Here is a 15,330-nt window from a genome sequence, read left to right as displayed (position 1 = left end):
CGGCCGGAAACGGCCGGTCCGGGGTCGGAAGGCTTACTCTACGCTGACCTTGGTGAGGCCGAACAGCGTACCGGTGGGCGAGGATTCGAAGCCCTTCACCGTCTTGAGTTGCGCTGTGTAATTGTAGCCGGTGGAGAGCCAGAGCCATGGTGCCTGCTCGACGAGCCGGTTTTCGAAGGCATGGAAGATTTCCACACGCTTGGCCGGATCGGTTTCGGCCTGGCCCTGCTTCATCAGGCTGTCGAGTTCGTCGTCGGTGAAGTTCGAGACCTTCACCAGGTTGCCGTCCTTGGTGAAGTAGCGGTTGTACATCGGATAGGGATCCGGACGACCACCGTTCTGCGCCACGGCCATGTCGAAATTGCCCGCGAGCCAGGTGTCGACGTAGACGTTGAGCTCCATCATCTCGATTTCAAGCGTGATGCCGATCTCGGCCAGCTGGGCCTGCAGCACCTGGGCTTCGGAGGCCGCGACAGGCGGCTCGCCGGTGGCGGCGATCACCTTGGCGGTGAAGCCGTCGACGCCGGACTCGGCCATCAGCTGCTTGGCCATGTCGAGATCCTGCTGGTAGCAGAACAGGCCCGCCGGATCCTGGGCAAAGGCCGGCATGGTCAGCGGCCCGGTAACCTTGCCTTCGCCGGCCAGCGCCGCGTCGATGATGGCCTGGCGGTCGATGGCGCAGCTCATGGCCTGGCGAACCTTGAGATTGTCCATCGGCGGACGGGCGGGATTGAGCTGCAGGACGTTGTAGGCCAGTTGGCCGACGCGGTTGAGCTCGAGGTTCGCTTCCATCGGCACGAGCGTCGCGACCAGCGGGTCGTTGAGCAGGGCGAAATCTGTCTGGCCGGCGCGGAGCGAGGCGAGGATCGCGGTTTCATCGGGCAGCACGGAGATGGTGATGCCATCGATGGCAAGATCGCCACCGGCCCAGTCAGCATTGGACTTAAGCACTTCGCGCGAATTGGGTTCCCAGCTTTCCAGCACGAAGGGACCGGAGCCGATGGCTTCGGTGCCTATGGTGCCGGCCTCGATTTCCGACGCTGGAACCACGGCGGCGTTGATGGTCGCCATGGCCACGAGGATCGGTACGTCGGCAGTCGAGAGGTTGAACACAACGGTAGTGTCGTCAGGGGTGTCGATGCTCTCGATCGAGAGAAAATTCGACCGCGCGGCGGCGGCGGTTTCCTCGTCGAGCAGCCGCTCGAACGATGCCTTGACGTCAGCAGATGTGACCTGCGCGCCATTGGTAAACTTGGCATTGGGGTCGAGCATGAAGGTGAGCGTCTTGGCGTCTTCGGCGAATTCCCAGCTCGTGGCGATGGCGGGCACGACGTTCAGGTCGGCATCGAGGCGTACCAGCGGCTCGTAGATCAGCTCGAGCAGGCGCAGCGAGGGAAACGCGGTCTGCTTATGCGGGTCGAGCCCGGTAGCGTCCTGCGCCCAGGCCATACGCAGTTCCGCAGCAAAAACGGGAACGGCGGCGCCGACCGAGGTCAGCGCGGTCGCGATCGCAAGGCCCGCAAGAATTTTCTTTGAAATGTGGAGCATGAATTTCCCTCACTGTTCGAGCCGGCCGCGTTGCTGAAGCCGTGCCAAAGTCGTCTGGCGCTCCGCGGATCCCTCGCCCGCCGACGCCAGCCTCGCCATCGAACCTATGAAGTCAGGCGGTTGTCTGTCAATAATTTTCACAGTTGAAACTTCTTCTGAACTTTTGTTTCAATGGGCCTCGCGGCGCGGCTCGTGTATGGGTCGCGCCGATTGCGCGCGGGCGATGCTGCGCAGCGCCGGAAGGGGACAGGTTTGGGCATCCAGTCGACGATCGAAGCATCGGGGGACAAGTTCACGCCGGCCATGCAGCGCGTGGCGACCGTCATCCGCGATCAGCCGCGTATCGTGCTCGAAAAGACCATTTCCGAACTGGCGCAAAGCTGCGGAACTTCGGTGGCGTCGGTCGTTCGCTTCTGCCGCGCTCTGGGCCTTTCCGGTTACGCCCAGTTGCGCATGCAATTGGCCACCGAACTGGGAAAGGAAGCGGCGCAGTTCGGCGCCGACCTCATGCTGGGCGCGGAGATCGCCCAGTCCGACACGCTCCAGGAAATGGCCTCCAAGGTGGCGTCGCTGGAAATCCTCGCCATCGACGAGACCGTGTCCGGCCTCGACTATGGTGCGCTGGAACGGGTCGTTGCCGCCTTGGACAAGGCCGAGCGCATCCTGATGTTCGGGATCGGCGCCAGCCAATTCGTCGCGCAGGACCTGCACCACAAGCTGTTCCGCATCGGTCGCAATGCCTTTCTCCTCGCCGATCCGCACGAGGCGTGGACGGCGGCGCTGTTGTCGCCGCCTGGCACGGTAGCCTTGGGGTTTTCCCATTCCGGTGCGACCGCTGACACGGTGCGCTTTCTCGATATCGCCCGCGGAGCCGGGGCTCTCACCGTAGCCCTGACCGGCTCACCGGATTCGCCGCTCGCCAGGGCCGCCGATGAACGACTGATCAGTCGCGCGCGCGAAAGCCGCCTGCGCGCCGGGGCCATGGTCAGCCGCATCGCGCAACTGGCTATCGTCGATTGCCTGTTTCTCGGCGTCGCCAGCCAGCGCTACGAGCAGACGGTGGATGCGCTGAAGCGCACGAGGGACGTGACGCATCCGAAGTGAAACCGCAGTTTACTTAAACTCGATACCGTCCTCGGGCTCGACCCGAGGACCAGTTCACAACGGCACACGGTGCATGTTCTGTGTGGCCGTCGGATCGAGCCCGAGGGCGGAGCGGAGTTGAATTGTGCTACCCGCCCCACAGCGCCGACGCGCCGGCTTGGATCGCGCCGCCGTGGTAGACCAGTCCGTCTGGCCGGTCTTCGGCCAGCAGCAGCGGGCCGTCGAGGTCGACCCAACGTGCCCTCGACGCCAGGAGCCGCGCCGGCAGCATGGAGAGGGAGGTGCTGACCATGCATCCCACCATGATCGATAGGCCCAGTGCCTCGGCGCGACTTGCGACCGCGAGCGCTTCGGTGAGGCCGCCGGTCTTGTCGAGCTTGATATTGATCGCGTCGTAACGACCGGCCAGCGCCTCCAGCCCGTCCAGCGCGTGGACGCTTTCGTCGGCGCAGATGGGGACGCTGTGTTCAATGCTGGCAAGGGCGGCATCGCTCCCGGCAGGCAAGGGCTGTTCCACGAGTTCGACGCGGCAATGGCGGCAGATGTCGAGCAACACCTCGAGATCGTCGACATGCCAGCCTTCATTGGCATCGACCACCAGACGCGTCCCGGGAGCGGCGGCACGCACCGCGCCAAGCCGTTCCGCATCGCCGGCCGCGCCAAGCTTGATCTTGAGCAGCGGCAGGTGGGCGACTTTCGCAGCGGCGTCGGCCATGGCATCGGGGGTTCCGAGACTGATCGTGAACGCTGTCTCGATCCTCTTTGGCAGTGCTATGCCGGCCAGCATGGCAACGGACGTTCCGGCCTGCTTTGCCTCCAGGTCCCAGAAGGCACAATCGAGCGCATTGCGCGCCGCGCCGGGTGGCAGCGCCGATTGCAGGTCCTGTCGCGTCATGCCGTCGGCAATCGCCGGTGCCAGTGCCTCTATCGCTGCCAGCGTCGTCTCGGGCGTTTCGCCATAGCGGGCATAGGGCGTGCATTCGCCACGGCCGATATGCCCGTGCCGCTCGAGACGCACGCTGACGACAAGGGCCTCGGTCTTGCTGCCGCGGGCAATGGTGAAGTTCCCGGCGATGGGGAAACGTTCGATGGCGGCGGTAAGAACAGCGCTCATGGGTCAGGCGGGGATAGGCCGGAAGAAGTGGTTTTCACCAACCTCGGTTATAGAAGGCTGGGGCAGGGCAGCTTGCTTGCGGATCTCCTCGATCCGTCCCAGTTCGTCGGCAAACCGCACATCGTCGAAGCGCCGGTCGGGATCGGGCACTGCCGACAGCAACAGTCGCGTATACGGATGCCGCGGGTCATCCAGGACCTTGTCGACGGCACCCCATTCCACGATCTGCCCGGCATACATGACCATGATGTCGTCAGCCACGTAACGGGCCGTGGCGATATCATGGGTGATGTAGAGCAGGGCAAGCTTGAGTTCGGCCTTCATGTCGTTGAGGAGGTTCAGGATGCCCTGCCGCACCGACACATCGAGCATTGAGGTCGGTTCGTCGGCGACGATCACCTGCGGATTAACGGCCAGCGCGCGGGCGATCGAGATGCGCTGCCGCTGCCCCCCCGAAAGCTCGTGCGGGAATTTCGGCATGATCAGCTTCGGATCGAGCTTCACCCGCTCGAGCAAATCCACGATAGCGGTCTGACGCTGCGCTGAATTGAGCCCTTTTTGATGGAGCTTCAGCGGGCGCTCGAGGTGGTAGCGGATCGTGTGGGTGGGATTGAGCGACGCGAATGGATCCTGGAACACCATCTGCACGGACGATCGGTAGTCCCGCAGCGCTCTTGCGTCGGCCTTGCCCAGTGGCGCGCCGCGGAACATCAGCCGGCCTTCGTCGGGCGTATATTCGCGCATAATGAGGCGGGCCGCAGTGGTCTTGCCGGACCCGGATTCGCCCACCAGCGCCAATGTACGTCCCCGATGGAGGGCAAAGCTCACCGAGCGTGCCGCATAGACCGGCTTGTCGGCGCGACCGAAGACTTTCGAGACATTGTCTAGGGCGAGAATGGGATCGCTCATGACGAAGCCTCCACGCGGGTCTGTTCGCCACGAAGCTTGGGCATCGAGGCCCAGAGCTTTCTGGTATAGGGGTGCTGGGGCTGGCGATAGATGGTCTGCGCTTCGTTGACCTCGACCAGTTCGCCCTCGAGCATGATGCCGATGCGATCGCAGACCTGCACCATCAGTCCCAGGTCATGGGTGATGAACAGGACGGCGAAGCCCAGTTTTTTCCGAAGCACGTCGATGCGCTGCAGGATTTCGCGCTGCACCACGACATCAAGCGCCGTCGTGGGTTCGTCCATGATCAGCAGCTTGGGATTGAGGGCAAGGCAGATGGCGATGACGATACGCTGGCGCATGCCGCCCGAACATTGGTGCGGGTAGGAATCGAGCCGTTCCGGTGCGATGTCGACGAGCTTGAGGAGTTCCGTGGCTCGCGCCCGTGCCTCGGCGCGGCCGATCGGGCCGTGGGCCCGCAGCACGTCGTAAAACTGTGCCTCGATGGTCAGCACCGGATTGAGCGAGTTCATGGCGCTCTGGAACACCATTGCGACCTCGCGCCACCGGAATTTCCTGAGCTCATCATCGGAGAGCTCAAGGACGTTGCGACCCTCGACGAGGATCTCACTGCCGGTGCGGATCAGCGCCGGTGGGCGGTGCAGACGACTTACGGCAAAAGCGATTGTCGACTTGCCGCAACCGGACTCGCCGGCAAGACCAAAGAATTCGCCGGGGGCGATGTCGAAGCTGACATCCTTGACCGCATGGAAATCGGTTTCGGCGCCCACATAGTCGATATTGAGATTGCGGACCGACAGAACGGGCGTGGTCATAGCTTGCCCTCCCCGATGCGAACCATGCGGGTCCAGCGGTTGAGCATGCCGCCCGTGCGCAGCCGCGGATTGGCGATTTCGTCGATGGCGAAGTTCAGCAATGCGAGGCCCAGGCCCAGGAATGCCAAGGCAAAACAGGGGGCCAGGATGTCCCACCAGGCACCGACCGAAAGCGCCGCCGCGTTCTGCGCATTATAGAGCATGATGCCCCACGAAACGGTATTGGGATCGCCCAGGCCCAGGAATTCCAGGGTCGCTTCGGTGATCACTGCGAAGATCACCGAGCCGATGAAGTTGATGCCCACGATGGAGATCAAATTCGGAAAAATTTCGAAAAGCATGATCCTCCATGCTGGTTCTCCCAACATTTCTGCGCTTTTGACGAAATCTCGCTGACGAATGGATAACGTTTCGGACCGAGTGACGCGCACGCCCCATGCCCAAGAGGTCAGCCCGAGGATGATGGCGATGACCAGCGGGCTCGCCTGGCCGATGAAGGCCGCCAGAACCAGCAGCAGGGGCAGGTTGGGAACCACCAGCACCATGTTGGTGAAAAAGTTGATGACCTCGTCGACCACGCCGCCCTTGTAGCCGGCGATGACACCCAGAACGGTGCCGATGACCGTGATCATGAGCCCCGCGCCGAAGCCCACCGCGAGCGAAACGCGGGCGCCGTGTACGAGGCGGGAGAACACGTCGTGGCCGAGGCGCGTCGTGCCCAACCAGTGATCCCAGCTCGGCGCCTGGTGTGGACGGCCGACGCGGCGGGTGGGGCTGTATTCGGTCAGCAGCGGCGCGAAGATCGCCACCAGCACGATGATGGTGAGGATGATGAGGCCGACAAGGGCCTTCTTGTTGTGAAGGAGCTGGCTCAGGAGCTTCATCGCATCAGGCCTTCTTGAGCCGCGGATCGAGCAGCACGTAGCTGAGGTCGACCACGAAATTGGAAACGAGCATGGCGGCGGTCATGATCAGCAGCTGCCCCTGGATGACCGGATAGTCGCGGGCGATGATCGCCTGGTAGAGCGTGTTGCCCAGCCCCGGATAGTTGAACACCACCTCGGTGACGAGCGAGCCGCCGAGGATGGTGCCGATGGCGATGGCAAGGCTCGAAACCGTCGGCAGCAGGGCGTTGCGCGCGGCATACCAGAGCATGACATTGTTGTCCGAAAGGCCCTTGGCGCGCGCCATGACGATATAGTCTTCGCCCAGGAGATTGATCATGTTGTTGCGCATGGTCACGGCAAAGCCGCCGGTCAGCACGAAGACCAAAGTCAGCAGGGGCAGGGTGCCGTGGTAGATCACGCTGGAAATATACTGCCAGTTCCAGGCCGGATCGATCAGCGGGTTGGCGGCATAGCCATTGGGGAACCAGCGCAAGGTATAGCCGAAAACAAAGAGCATGATCAGTGACACGACGACCGCCGGCACCGAACTCGAAAAGATCGCGCCCAGAGAAATCACCGAGTCGACGAGGCGCCCGCGGCGCCATGCGGCGAACACGCCGAGCAGGCTGCCGAGGGTGAAGCTGATGACCGTGGCAATGCCCATCAGGCCCAGGGTCCAGATCAGGGCGCGCCCGAGCAGTTCGGTGACGGGCAGCGGAAAGAACTTGATGGAGCGCCCGAGATCACCGGTGAAGACGCTCTTGAGATAGGCGAAATACTGCTCGTGCAGCGGCGCATCGATGAAGCCGAAGGTGAGCTTGAGCGCGTTGAGGTTTTCAAGGCTCAGCTCCGAACCGGCGCTGGCGAACATGATCTGGATGGGATCGCCCGGCATAAGGCGCGGCAGAAAGAAATTGATGGTCGCGGCCACAAGGAAGGCCGCGAGGTAGAACGCCAGTCGCCGTAGCAAAAAGGCCATGGTGGAATTCTCCCGGGGCAAGTGAGAACAGCGAAGGCGTTCAGTCCCCAATTGTCACCCCGGCGCAGGCCGGGGTCCACCTTGAGATCTCAGGATGGATCCCGGCCTTCGCCGGGATGACTGTCGGTGGTGGTGGTTGCTCTGTGGTCGAGCGACCAGAATGGAGGAGCGCAGCACGCGCTCCTCCGGTTGGGTATTTACTCGGCCGCAACCGGGTCGAGATCGAGCAGCTGCAGCAGGCGTGCCGGGTTGGCGTTGGAGACGACGGGCGAATATTTGGGGTTCTCGGCGTCTGCCCAACCGGTGAAGCGGCTGGTATTGTACTGGTAGAAGGACGGGCTGTTGTAGATCGGGATGATCGGCAGGTTCTCGGCCACGATGAGCTGAGCCTGATCCATGATCGTCTTGGCTTCGGCCGCATCCTTGGTCTGGGTGTACTGGGCCAGCAATTCGCTGAGCTCGGCATTTTCCCAGTGCGGGGCGGTGAAGCGCGACTTGCCGAAATCGTTCGGGTTGAACGAGCGGATATAGGGGAAGTACGGGTCGGCCGCCGACGCCAGGGCGTTGAGGGTCATGGAGTACTCGCCCGCGATCAGGCTCGACGTCCAGACGGCAGCTTCGGGCGTGCTCATGGAGATGTTGAGACCGGCTTCGGTCAGCGTTTCCATGGCGATCTGCACCGCATCGATCCAGTCGGTCCAGCCATTGGGCACCATGAAATCGATGACGATGGGCGTACCATCGGGATTGTCGCGGAAGCCGTCGCCATCGGCGTCGACATAGCCGGCCTCGTCAAGCGCGGCCATGCCGGCTTCGAGGTCGAAGCTCGCATATTGGCCGAACTGCGCCTTGGCTTCTGGATTGGCGAAGGAGGCATAGAGTTCGCCCAGGGCCGCCGGATCGTCATTGACCAGCGGATAGCCGTAGCCCGCGATGTCGACGATGGTCTGGCGATCGATCAGCATGGACAGCGCACGACGGAAGTTGACGTCTGTGAATGCCTTGCGGTTGTTCTCGTCGGGCGTGATCATGCTGAGCTGCAGCGAGACCAGGCTAGAAGGCGTGAACCAGTACTTGTGATGCTCCGGATCCTTGGCGACGAACGTGTTGTCGATGTCGGGGATGAAGCTCGTGGCCCAATCGAGCGAGCCATCGGCCAGAGCCGACAGGACCTGCGGATTGTCGGCCAGCTGCGGCATGCGCAGGCAGTCGACCTTGAGGTTTTCCGCGTCCCAGTAATGCGGGTTGCGGCACTGCTCGTAGACCTGCGGCGTGAAGCGCGTGATCTCGGTCATGGGGCCCGAACCGACGGGGTTCTCGTTGGCGAAGGTCACCGGATCGGCGACATCGGCCCAGACATGCTCGGGCACGATGGGCATGCCGACAATCGTGTTGGCAATCAGCGAATTGGCTTCCTTGAGGTGGAAGGTGACGGTGCGGTCGTCGACCTTCTCGACCGAATCCAGGAGCGCCGAAACGGAAATGAAATCCAGTGCCGGGTTCTTGGCGATATAGTCATAGGTGAAGACCACGTCGTCGGCATTGAGGTCTTCGCCGTCGGACCACTTGAGGCCCTCGCGCAGCACGAAGGTGATCGACATCAGGTCGTCGGCCAGCTCGTAGCTTTCCGCCAGCCGGTAGTTCGGCTCATTGCCCTTGAGGCGGTTGAACACGACCAGCGGCTCGTACATGAAATCGAGCGTGGTGTAGCGTGCCGACGTCTGCCCGAACGGGTTGAAATTGCGCACGAACGTGGTGGTCTGCTCCGACACCAGGGTCAGCACATTGCCGCTGGTCTCCTGCGCCTGGGCCGGCGATGCCGCCATGAGCGCGAGCACGGATGCGGCTGCAATCCATGACATTCTGATCATTTCAATATCTCTCCTTGTTATGGGCGATGCCCTCAGGCAAAGCCGTTCTCCCTGAAAATCTGCTCGACCTCGGCATGCAGGGCCTGCACATCGACACGAGTGGTGCCCAGGCGCTTTTCGGCGCGGTCAATGCGCGCGAGGCTGTCACTGGTCAGCGGGCGTGCCGCCCGTGCGGCTGCTTCGCTGGCGGCCAGATCGCCCTGGCTATGAAGGGCAATGTCATATCCGGCATCGAGGCACGCGGTGACGCGCTCCGGCCAGGTTCCCGCAAGGGCCTCCATGGTGAGGCAGTCGCTGATCAGGATGCCGTCGAAGCCGAGGTCCCGGCGGATCATCTTGTAGACGACCGGCGAAACCGAGGCCGGCCGCTCGGCATCGATCTGCGAGAAGATGAGATGCGCAACCATGGCCCAGGGGGCGTCGCGCAATGCGACGAAAGGCCTGAAGTCGCTGCCCGCCATATCCTCGACACTGGCATCGACGACCGGACAGTGGAAATGCGGATCGACGTTGACGCGGCCATAGCCGGGAATGTGCTTGAAGATCGGCATCGACCCAACCTCCAGCATGGCCTCGACGACGACGCGCCCGAGCGTGGTCACCAGCTCCGGATCGTCGCCGAAGGAGCGGTTGCCGATGACATTGTGCGTGCCGGGGCGGGCAAGATCGACGACCGGCGTCGTACCGCTGCCAAGGCCGAGATCGGACAGCATCGAACCCATGGCCAGCGAGGACAGGCGCAGCGCGCGCTTGCCGGTCTCGAGATCCTTGCGCGCCAGCGCACCGAAATCGCCGAGCGGGCGGTAAAGCGGCCAGTTGCCATTGTCGAGCCGCTGCACGCGGCCGCCTTCCTGATCGATGTACACAGGGGCTTCGGCGCGGCCGACAGCTTCCTTGAACTGGCCGACGAGGCGCCTGATCTGCTCGGGATTGTCGAGATTGCGCTTGAAGAGGAAGAGCCCGAAGGGATTGGCATCGCGGAAGAAGGCGATCTCGGACGGGGACAGTTCATGTCCCGGCATGCCGACGAAAAGGGCGAGCGGCGTTGACGACATCAGGGCTGGTCCTCGGTCTTGGGCGTGATGCGCAACAGGCCCTGGTAGATGTCTTCCTTGTCGGAGGGGATGGGCAGGGCGCCGGCTGCCTTGACGTAGAAATCGACCGGTCCGGCCGAGCCGATGACCGCATAGGCGTATCCGTGCGCCTTCATGGCCGCGAGCGTGCTGGAAAAGAGCGCAAGGCCGATACCCTTGCCGCGCTGCTCTTCCGACACGCCGGTGGGGCCGAAAAATCCGCGGGCCGTGGCGTCGTAGCAGGCAAAGCCGACCAGTTGGCCATTGACCGTGGCGATAAGGCAGCCCGGAGGCTGGTGCGCCATGGCGGCGCTGACTTCGCTGACCCAATACTCGGAAAAATGGGTGCGCACCCAATCCTTGATGATGTGCTGTTCGGGCGGCAGCGCGACGCGAATAGTGGCCTCGACGTCGGCGGCGCGTGTGGCCAGCTCGTCCATCTTGCGGCTGTAGAGATTGACCAGGAGATCCATCGTCGTCTCAGCCGGCGGCGCGTGGCTGCTGCGGCGCGGCGGCCCGGCGCAGGAAACCATCTGCATTGTCGAGAGCCGTGACGCCCTCGGCCGCGCTCATGCCGGTCAGTGCCATGAGGATCGCGAGCTTGACGTTGTTGTTGGCGGCGACGAGGAATTTCTCCGCATCTTCGGCGGAGCAGCCGGTGGCATCGACGAGGATGCGCGTGGCGCGGGCCGCCAGCTTCTCGTTGCTGACCGAGAGGTCAACCATGAGGTTTTCGTAGGACTTGCCTGTTCGGATCATGCTCGCCGTGGTCAGCATGTTGAGCACCAGCTTTTGAGCCGTGCCGGATTTCAGGCGGGTCGAGCCGGTCAGCGCCTCCGGGCCGACAAGCGGCGAAATGGCGATGTCGGCCATGCGGGCGATGGCCGAATCCGGATTGCAGGAGAGCCCGGCTGTCACCGCGCCGACGCTCCTGGCATAATCGAGTCCGCCGATGACATAGGGGGTGCGGCCGCTGACCGCGATGCCCACCACGACATCCCTGGCGGTGAGATTGATCTTCTCGAGGTCGCGCTTTCCCTCCTCGCGCGAATCCTCTGCGCCTTCGATCGGATGGCGGAGCGCACGATCGCCGCCGGCGATCAGGCCGATCACCATGCCCTCGGGCACGCCGAAGGTCGGAGGGCATTCCGAAGCATCGAGTACGCCCAGGCGCCCGCTGGTGCCCGCGCCCATGTAGACAAGGCGTCCGCCCACCTTGAAGGCTTCGACGATCCGATCCACGGTGGCGGCGACCTGCGGCAGGACCTTGTGGACGGCTGCCGCGACCCGGGCATCTTCCCGGTTCATGGCCGCCACGATCTCGCTGGACGACATCAGGTCGATCTGGAGCGTATCGGGATTGCGGGCTTCGGAAACGAGCTGTTCCAGCTCGGCCATGAGGGTGGTTTTTGCCATAGTGCCTGTGCTCAAGTTCCGTCGCGATGCTAGAAGTGAATATTCCGACTGTCAACGAATTGAGGAATATTGTATTCCACATCGAGGCGGTTTCCACATGCGGCTTGCTCGTGATGGGTGGACGGCGCCGGGAGAAGCCAGTTGCAATTTGAATTGTGTCGGCTTTAGTCCTCGCCAGGCGAGGCTGGGGCTGCGCCGGTGTTACGGAAGCCGCAATGTCTGTCCTGAAAGTTCTGAGCGCCAAGCTCGACAGCATGACCCAGGCCGATCGCCAGATCGCCCAATTCATCATCGATCATCCCGAACAGATGTTGACCCTGTCCTCGGCGGCCCTGGCCGAAGCGACGGGCCGCAGCCAATCCAGCGTGGTCAAGTTCAGCCAGAAGCTGGGCTATGCGGGCTACCAGCAGCTGAAACTGGCGGTGAACAAGGCAAAGGCCATGGAATGGCACACGCCGGGCGGCGTGATCCATGGCACGATCGATGCCGCGGATAGCTACGTTACCATCCTGCAAAAGCTGATCGGCTCCAAGCTGCTCTCGATGCGCGAAACCCTGGCCGCCAACAACGAGCAGACCATTGATCTTGCGCTGTCTTCGCTGGTCAATGCGCGAAAAATCCAGCTCGCCGGCGTCGGCGCTTCTTCGCTTGTGGCCAAGGATTTTTCCTACAAGTTGCTCAAGCTCGGGCGCATGGCGCTGATCGACAGCGACAGTCATATCCAGATTTCCAATGCCTCGGCGCTCAACGGCGACGACGTGCTTCTCGCGCTGTCCCACTCGGGTCGGAGTGTCGAAACCCTGCGCATCGCCGAGATCGCCAAGCAGCGCGGCGCGACTGTTATTTCGATGACGGGGCTGCAGCCCAATCCGCTGCTGGATCTGGCCGACATCCACCTCTTTACCGTTGCCGACGAAGAGCGGGTGCGCTCCTCGGCCATCACGTCGCGCGATGCGCAACTGATGCTGATGGACATGCTGTTCATCCTGATGGTGCGCCAGCAACCTGACGCGCATGACTTTATCCACAATTCGGAAAGCGCGGTGACCGTGCTCAAGGCGCGCTAAGGTCCTTCGCCGGATCTGCGAGGCAGGCCCAGCGGCCAATTCTGACGGTCGCTGCGTAATTGGATATTCTTGACACAATCAATTTGTGGAATTTAGTATTCCAATTGGCTGGCCATCAATGGCGGCCGTGATCCTGCGTGGGGCAGGATGGGATGGAGAGACCACAGTGGCCCAGCTATCGCTGCGCGGCATCAAGAAGCGCTTTCGCGACACCGCGGTGCTGCATGGCATCGACCTCGAGATCGGCGACCGCGAATTCGTGGTTTTCGTCGGACCCTCGGGTTGCGGCAAGTCCACCCTGCTGCGTCTGATCGCCGGTCTCGATCCGATCACCGAAGGCGAATTCGTGCTCAATGGCACGCGCATGAACGACGTGGCGCCCTCGCGCCGGGGCATCGCCATGGTGTTCCAGTCCTATGCGCTCTACCCGCATATGAACGTCTACGAGAATATGGCCTTCGGCGCGCGACTGATGGGGCTGGAAAAGCCAGAAGTCGAACGCCGGATCGCCGAGACTGCGGCCATGCTGCGGCTCGAACCGCTCCTCAAGCGCAAGCCGCGCGAACTCTCCGGCGGCCAGCGTCAGCGCGTCGCTATCGGCCGGGCGCTGGTGCGCAAGCCCGACGTCTTCCTGCTCGACGAACCACTCAGCAATCTCGACGCGGCGCTGCGCTCGGAAGTGCGGCTCGAGATCGCCAAGCTCCACCGCGAGATCGGCGGCACCATGATCTACGTGACTCACGACCAGGTCGAGGCGATGACCCTGGCCGACAAGATCGTGGTCATGAACAATGGCCGCATCGAGCAGGTCGGCTCGCCGCGCGATCTCTATGAAACCCCGGCCAATACTTTCGTGGCGACCTTTATCGGCTCTCCGCGCATGGCGCTGGTCGACGTGACCCGCGATGGCAACCGTCTGGTCGTCGCCAATGGCGGCGCACTCGCGCCTGGCGCCTTGCCCGCAGCAGAGACCCTGAAGCTCGGCCTCCGCCCGGACGCGGTGCACCTGTCGCGCGGGCAGGGGAGCGAGGGGCTTTCCGCCAGGGTCGAGTACACCGAGTATCTGGGCGACAATGCCTATGTCTATGTGCGCCTGGTCGACGGCACGCTGCTTTCGGCCCGCACCACCCCCAACGATCTCTATGCGCCCGATGAGGCGGTGACGGTGTCCCTGACGCCGGGCGCCGCGCACTACTTTTCCGCCGAGGATGGCCGGCGGCTGAACCCCTGACGGTTCGGCACAGCCCATTTCAAGACGTTTTCAAGGGAAGGGAATCCAGATGAAAACCATACTTCGCATAGGGGCCGTTCTGAGCGCCGTGCTCGTCGCTGCGCCGGCCTTCGCCCAGGACCTGACATTCTGGAGCTGGCGCCAGGAAGATCGTGCTGCCTATGAGCAGTTCATCGACACGTTCGAGGCCGCCAATCCCGGCATCACGGTCAAGTTCGAGACCTTCGAAGCCACCAACTACAACACCATCCTCTCCACCGCGCTGGCCGGCGGTACCGGCCCCGACGTGATGATGGTGCGCGCCTATGGCGGGCTGGAGAACGTCGCCGTCGCCGGCTATCTCGAGGAGCTGACCACCGAAAGCGTCCCGGCCCTTGCCGAGTTCGCCGCCCCCGCCATCGCCGCCGAAAGCGTCCGCGCCGACGGCAAGCTCTACGCCGTGCCCTTCGCCAGCCAGACGCAGCTGGTGATCTACAATTCCAAGATCTTCGCCGACAACGGCATCGAGGAGCCCCAGACCTGGGACGATCTCATGGCTGCCAGCCAGAAGCTCAAGGATGCGGGCATCATCCCCTTCGCCAATGGCACGGCGACGGCCTGGCAGAACGAGACCGTGACTTTCGGCCTCGGATCCTCGCTGATGGGCAAGGATTTCTACGACGAGCTGATGGCGGGCACGACCGACTTCACCGATGAACGCTTCACCGGCGCGCTGGCCTCGGTCAACGCCCTGGCGCAGGACTACTTCCCCGACGGCTTTATCGGCCTCGATTACCCCTCGGCCCAGCAGCTGTTCTCCTCGGGCATGGCGGCGATGTTCGTCGGCGGCTCTTACGAGCTGGCCACGTTCAAGACGCAGAACCCGGATATCGAAATGGGCGTCTTTGCCGCCCCGGGCGAAACCGCGGAAGACGCCAAGCTGGTCGGCCTCTACTTCGACGGCGGCTATGCGGCCAATGCTGCCGGCGCCAACAAGGAAGCGGCGATCAAGTTCCTGAACTATCTCGCCAGCCCCGAATTCGGCCAGGCTTTCGCCAACACGCTCAACAACATCTCGACCATTCCGGGCGTCACCTTCGACAACCCGCTTCTGGCCGAAGTCAACGAGCTCAACCAGTCCTCGATCCCCTACCTGATGCTCGCCCACTTCCGTTACGGCGAACCCTCGGGCTCGGTGCTGATCCAGGCCGAAATGCAAAAGCTCTTCTCTGGCGAAACCACGCCGGAAGCCATCGGCGAAGCCCTGACCACGGGCCTGGCTGCCTGGTACGAGCCGTTCAAGAGCTAGGGCGGCCACTCCCTCCGCCTGCGGCTCC

General features: G+C 63.1%; 14 protein-coding genes. 4 read left to right on the top strand and 10 right to left on the bottom strand.

The features are described 5' to 3' along the window. Positions 1 to 33 precede the first annotated feature (33 nt). On the bottom strand, positions 34 to 1,548 hold the full coding sequence (locus tag CCK88_RS13000; protein WP_086471038.1) for an ABC transporter substrate-binding protein: 1,515 nt from the start codon (positions 1,546 to 1,548) through the stop codon (positions 34 to 36). Between the two features lie 252 nt (positions 1,549 to 1,800). On the opposite strand from CCK88_RS13000, the gene CCK88_RS12995 reads away from it, so the two are divergent. After that, positions 1,801 to 2,652 carry a MurR/RpiR family transcriptional regulator gene (locus tag CCK88_RS12995; RefSeq protein WP_086471952.1) on the top strand — a complete coding sequence of 284 codons (852 nt, stop codon included), beginning with the start codon at positions 1,801 to 1,803 and terminating at the stop codon, positions 2,650 to 2,652. A gap of 127 nt (positions 2,653 to 2,779) precedes the next feature. On the opposite strand, the gene dgcA is transcribed toward CCK88_RS12995, so the two are convergent. The 9 genes from dgcA to murQ form a co-directional block, all read right to left on the bottom strand. Then, positions 2,780 to 3,766, bottom strand: coding sequence for an N-acetyl-D-Glu racemase DgcA (dgcA, locus tag CCK88_RS12990; protein ID WP_086471037.1), 987 nt, complete (start codon positions 3,764 to 3,766; stop codon positions 2,780 to 2,782). A 3-nt stretch (positions 3,767 to 3,769) separates the two neighbouring features. Beyond that, positions 3,770 to 4,675 carry an ABC transporter ATP-binding protein gene (locus tag CCK88_RS12985; RefSeq protein ID WP_086471036.1) on the bottom strand — a complete coding sequence of 302 codons (906 nt, stop codon included), beginning with the start codon at positions 4,673 to 4,675 and terminating at the stop codon, positions 3,770 to 3,772. Further along, positions 4,672 to 5,490: an ABC transporter ATP-binding protein gene (locus CCK88_RS12980; RefSeq protein ID WP_086471035.1), complete on the bottom strand. Its 819-nt coding sequence runs from the start codon at positions 5,488 to 5,490 to the stop codon at positions 4,672 to 4,674. Before CCK88_RS12980 ends, CCK88_RS12985 begins: the two co-directional genes overlap by 4 nt. Continuing rightward, positions 5,487 to 6,365: an ABC transporter permease gene (locus CCK88_RS12975; RefSeq protein ID WP_086471951.1), complete on the bottom strand. Its 879-nt coding sequence runs from the start codon at positions 6,363 to 6,365 to the stop codon at positions 5,487 to 5,489. Before CCK88_RS12975 ends, CCK88_RS12980 begins: the two co-directional genes overlap by 4 nt. A 13-nt stretch (positions 6,366 to 6,378) precedes the next feature. Beyond that, a complete protein-coding gene (locus tag CCK88_RS12970; protein WP_086471034.1) occupies positions 6,379 to 7,356 on the bottom strand; it encodes an ABC transporter permease in 978 nt (325 codons plus the stop codon). 197 nt (positions 7,357 to 7,553) lie between these two features. Continuing rightward, complete coding sequence (locus tag CCK88_RS12965; RefSeq protein WP_425290637.1) at positions 7,554 to 9,224, bottom strand: ABC transporter substrate-binding protein; 1,671 nt, start codon at positions 9,222 to 9,224, stop codon at positions 7,554 to 7,556. Positions 9,225 to 9,259: 35 nt separating this feature from the next. Then, complete coding sequence (locus CCK88_RS12960) at positions 9,260 to 10,282, bottom strand: glycoside hydrolase family 3 N-terminal domain-containing protein (RefSeq protein ID WP_086471032.1); 1,023 nt, start codon at positions 10,280 to 10,282, stop codon at positions 9,260 to 9,262. Then, positions 10,282 to 10,773: a GNAT family N-acetyltransferase gene (locus tag CCK88_RS12955; RefSeq protein ID WP_086471950.1), complete on the bottom strand. Its 492-nt coding sequence runs from the start codon at positions 10,771 to 10,773 to the stop codon at positions 10,282 to 10,284. Before CCK88_RS12955 ends, CCK88_RS12960 begins: the two co-directional genes overlap by 1 nt. 7 nt (positions 10,774 to 10,780) lie before the next feature. Further along, positions 10,781 to 11,716: an N-acetylmuramic acid 6-phosphate etherase gene (gene murQ / locus CCK88_RS12950; protein WP_086471031.1), complete on the bottom strand. Its 936-nt coding sequence runs from the start codon at positions 11,714 to 11,716 to the stop codon at positions 10,781 to 10,783. A 215-nt stretch (positions 11,717 to 11,931) separates the two neighbouring features. Here murQ and CCK88_RS12945 point away from each other — a divergent pair, with 215 nt between their 5' ends. The 3 genes from CCK88_RS12945 (at position 11,932) to CCK88_RS12935 (ending at position 15,302) form a co-directional block, all read left to right on the top strand. Then, positions 11,932 to 12,783: a MurR/RpiR family transcriptional regulator gene (locus CCK88_RS12945; protein WP_086471030.1), complete on the top strand. Its 852-nt coding sequence runs from the start codon at positions 11,932 to 11,934 to the stop codon at positions 12,781 to 12,783. A 166-nt stretch (positions 12,784 to 12,949) separates the two neighbouring features. Next, the gene (locus CCK88_RS12940; RefSeq protein WP_086471949.1) at positions 12,950 to 14,014 is read left to right on the top strand and encodes an ABC transporter ATP-binding protein; all 1,065 of its coding nucleotides are present in this window, start codon (positions 12,950 to 12,952) and stop codon (positions 14,012 to 14,014) included. A gap of 49 nt (positions 14,015 to 14,063) precedes the next feature. Then, positions 14,064 to 15,302 carry an extracellular solute-binding protein gene (locus CCK88_RS12935; RefSeq protein WP_086471029.1) on the top strand — a complete coding sequence of 413 codons (1,239 nt, stop codon included), beginning with the start codon at positions 14,064 to 14,066 and terminating at the stop codon, positions 15,300 to 15,302. Positions 15,303 to 15,330: the final 28 nt, after the last annotated feature.

Source organism: Devosia lucknowensis (assembly GCF_900177655.1).
GTDB classification, from domain to species: Bacteria; Pseudomonadota; Alphaproteobacteria; order Rhizobiales; family Devosiaceae; genus Devosia; species Devosia lucknowensis.
The sequence above is the reverse complement of the archived record's forward strand: the minus strand, read 5'-3'. Positions and strand labels throughout refer to the sequence as shown.

Bases quoted from the DNA above. Each gene is read 5' to 3' on its own strand.
- CCK88_RS13000 (WP_086471038.1), bottom strand. From the start codon at position 1,548: ATGCTCCACATTTCAAAGAAAATTCTTGCGGGCCTTGCGATCGCGACC.
- CCK88_RS12970 (WP_086471034.1), bottom strand. From the start codon at position 7,356: ATGGCCTTTTTGCTACGGCGACTGGCGTTCTACCTCGCGGCCTTCCTT.
- CCK88_RS12955 (WP_086471950.1), bottom strand. From the start codon at position 10,773: ATGGATCTCCTGGTCAATCTCTACAGCCGCAAGATGGACGAGCTGGCC.
- CCK88_RS12945 (WP_086471030.1), top strand. From the start codon at position 11,932: ATGTCTGTCCTGAAAGTTCTGAGCGCCAAGCTCGACAGCATGACCCAG.
- CCK88_RS12960 (WP_086471032.1), bottom strand. From the start codon at position 10,282: ATGTCGTCAACGCCGCTCGCCCTTTTCGTCGGCATGCCGGGACATGAA.
- CCK88_RS12935 (WP_086471029.1), top strand. From the start codon at position 14,064: ATGAAAACCATACTTCGCATAGGGGCCGTTCTGAGCGCCGTGCTCGTC.
- dgcA (WP_086471037.1), bottom strand. From the start codon at position 3,766: ATGAGCGCTGTTCTTACCGCCGCCATCGAACGTTTCCCCATCGCCGGG.
- CCK88_RS12985 (WP_086471036.1), bottom strand. From the start codon at position 4,675: ATGAGCGATCCCATTCTCGCCCTAGACAATGTCTCGAAAGTCTTCGGT.
- CCK88_RS12980 (WP_086471035.1), bottom strand. From the start codon at position 5,490: ATGACCACGCCCGTTCTGTCGGTCCGCAATCTCAATATCGACTATGTG.
- murQ (WP_086471031.1), bottom strand. From the start codon at position 11,716: ATGGCAAAAACCACCCTCATGGCCGAGCTGGAACAGCTCGTTTCCGAA.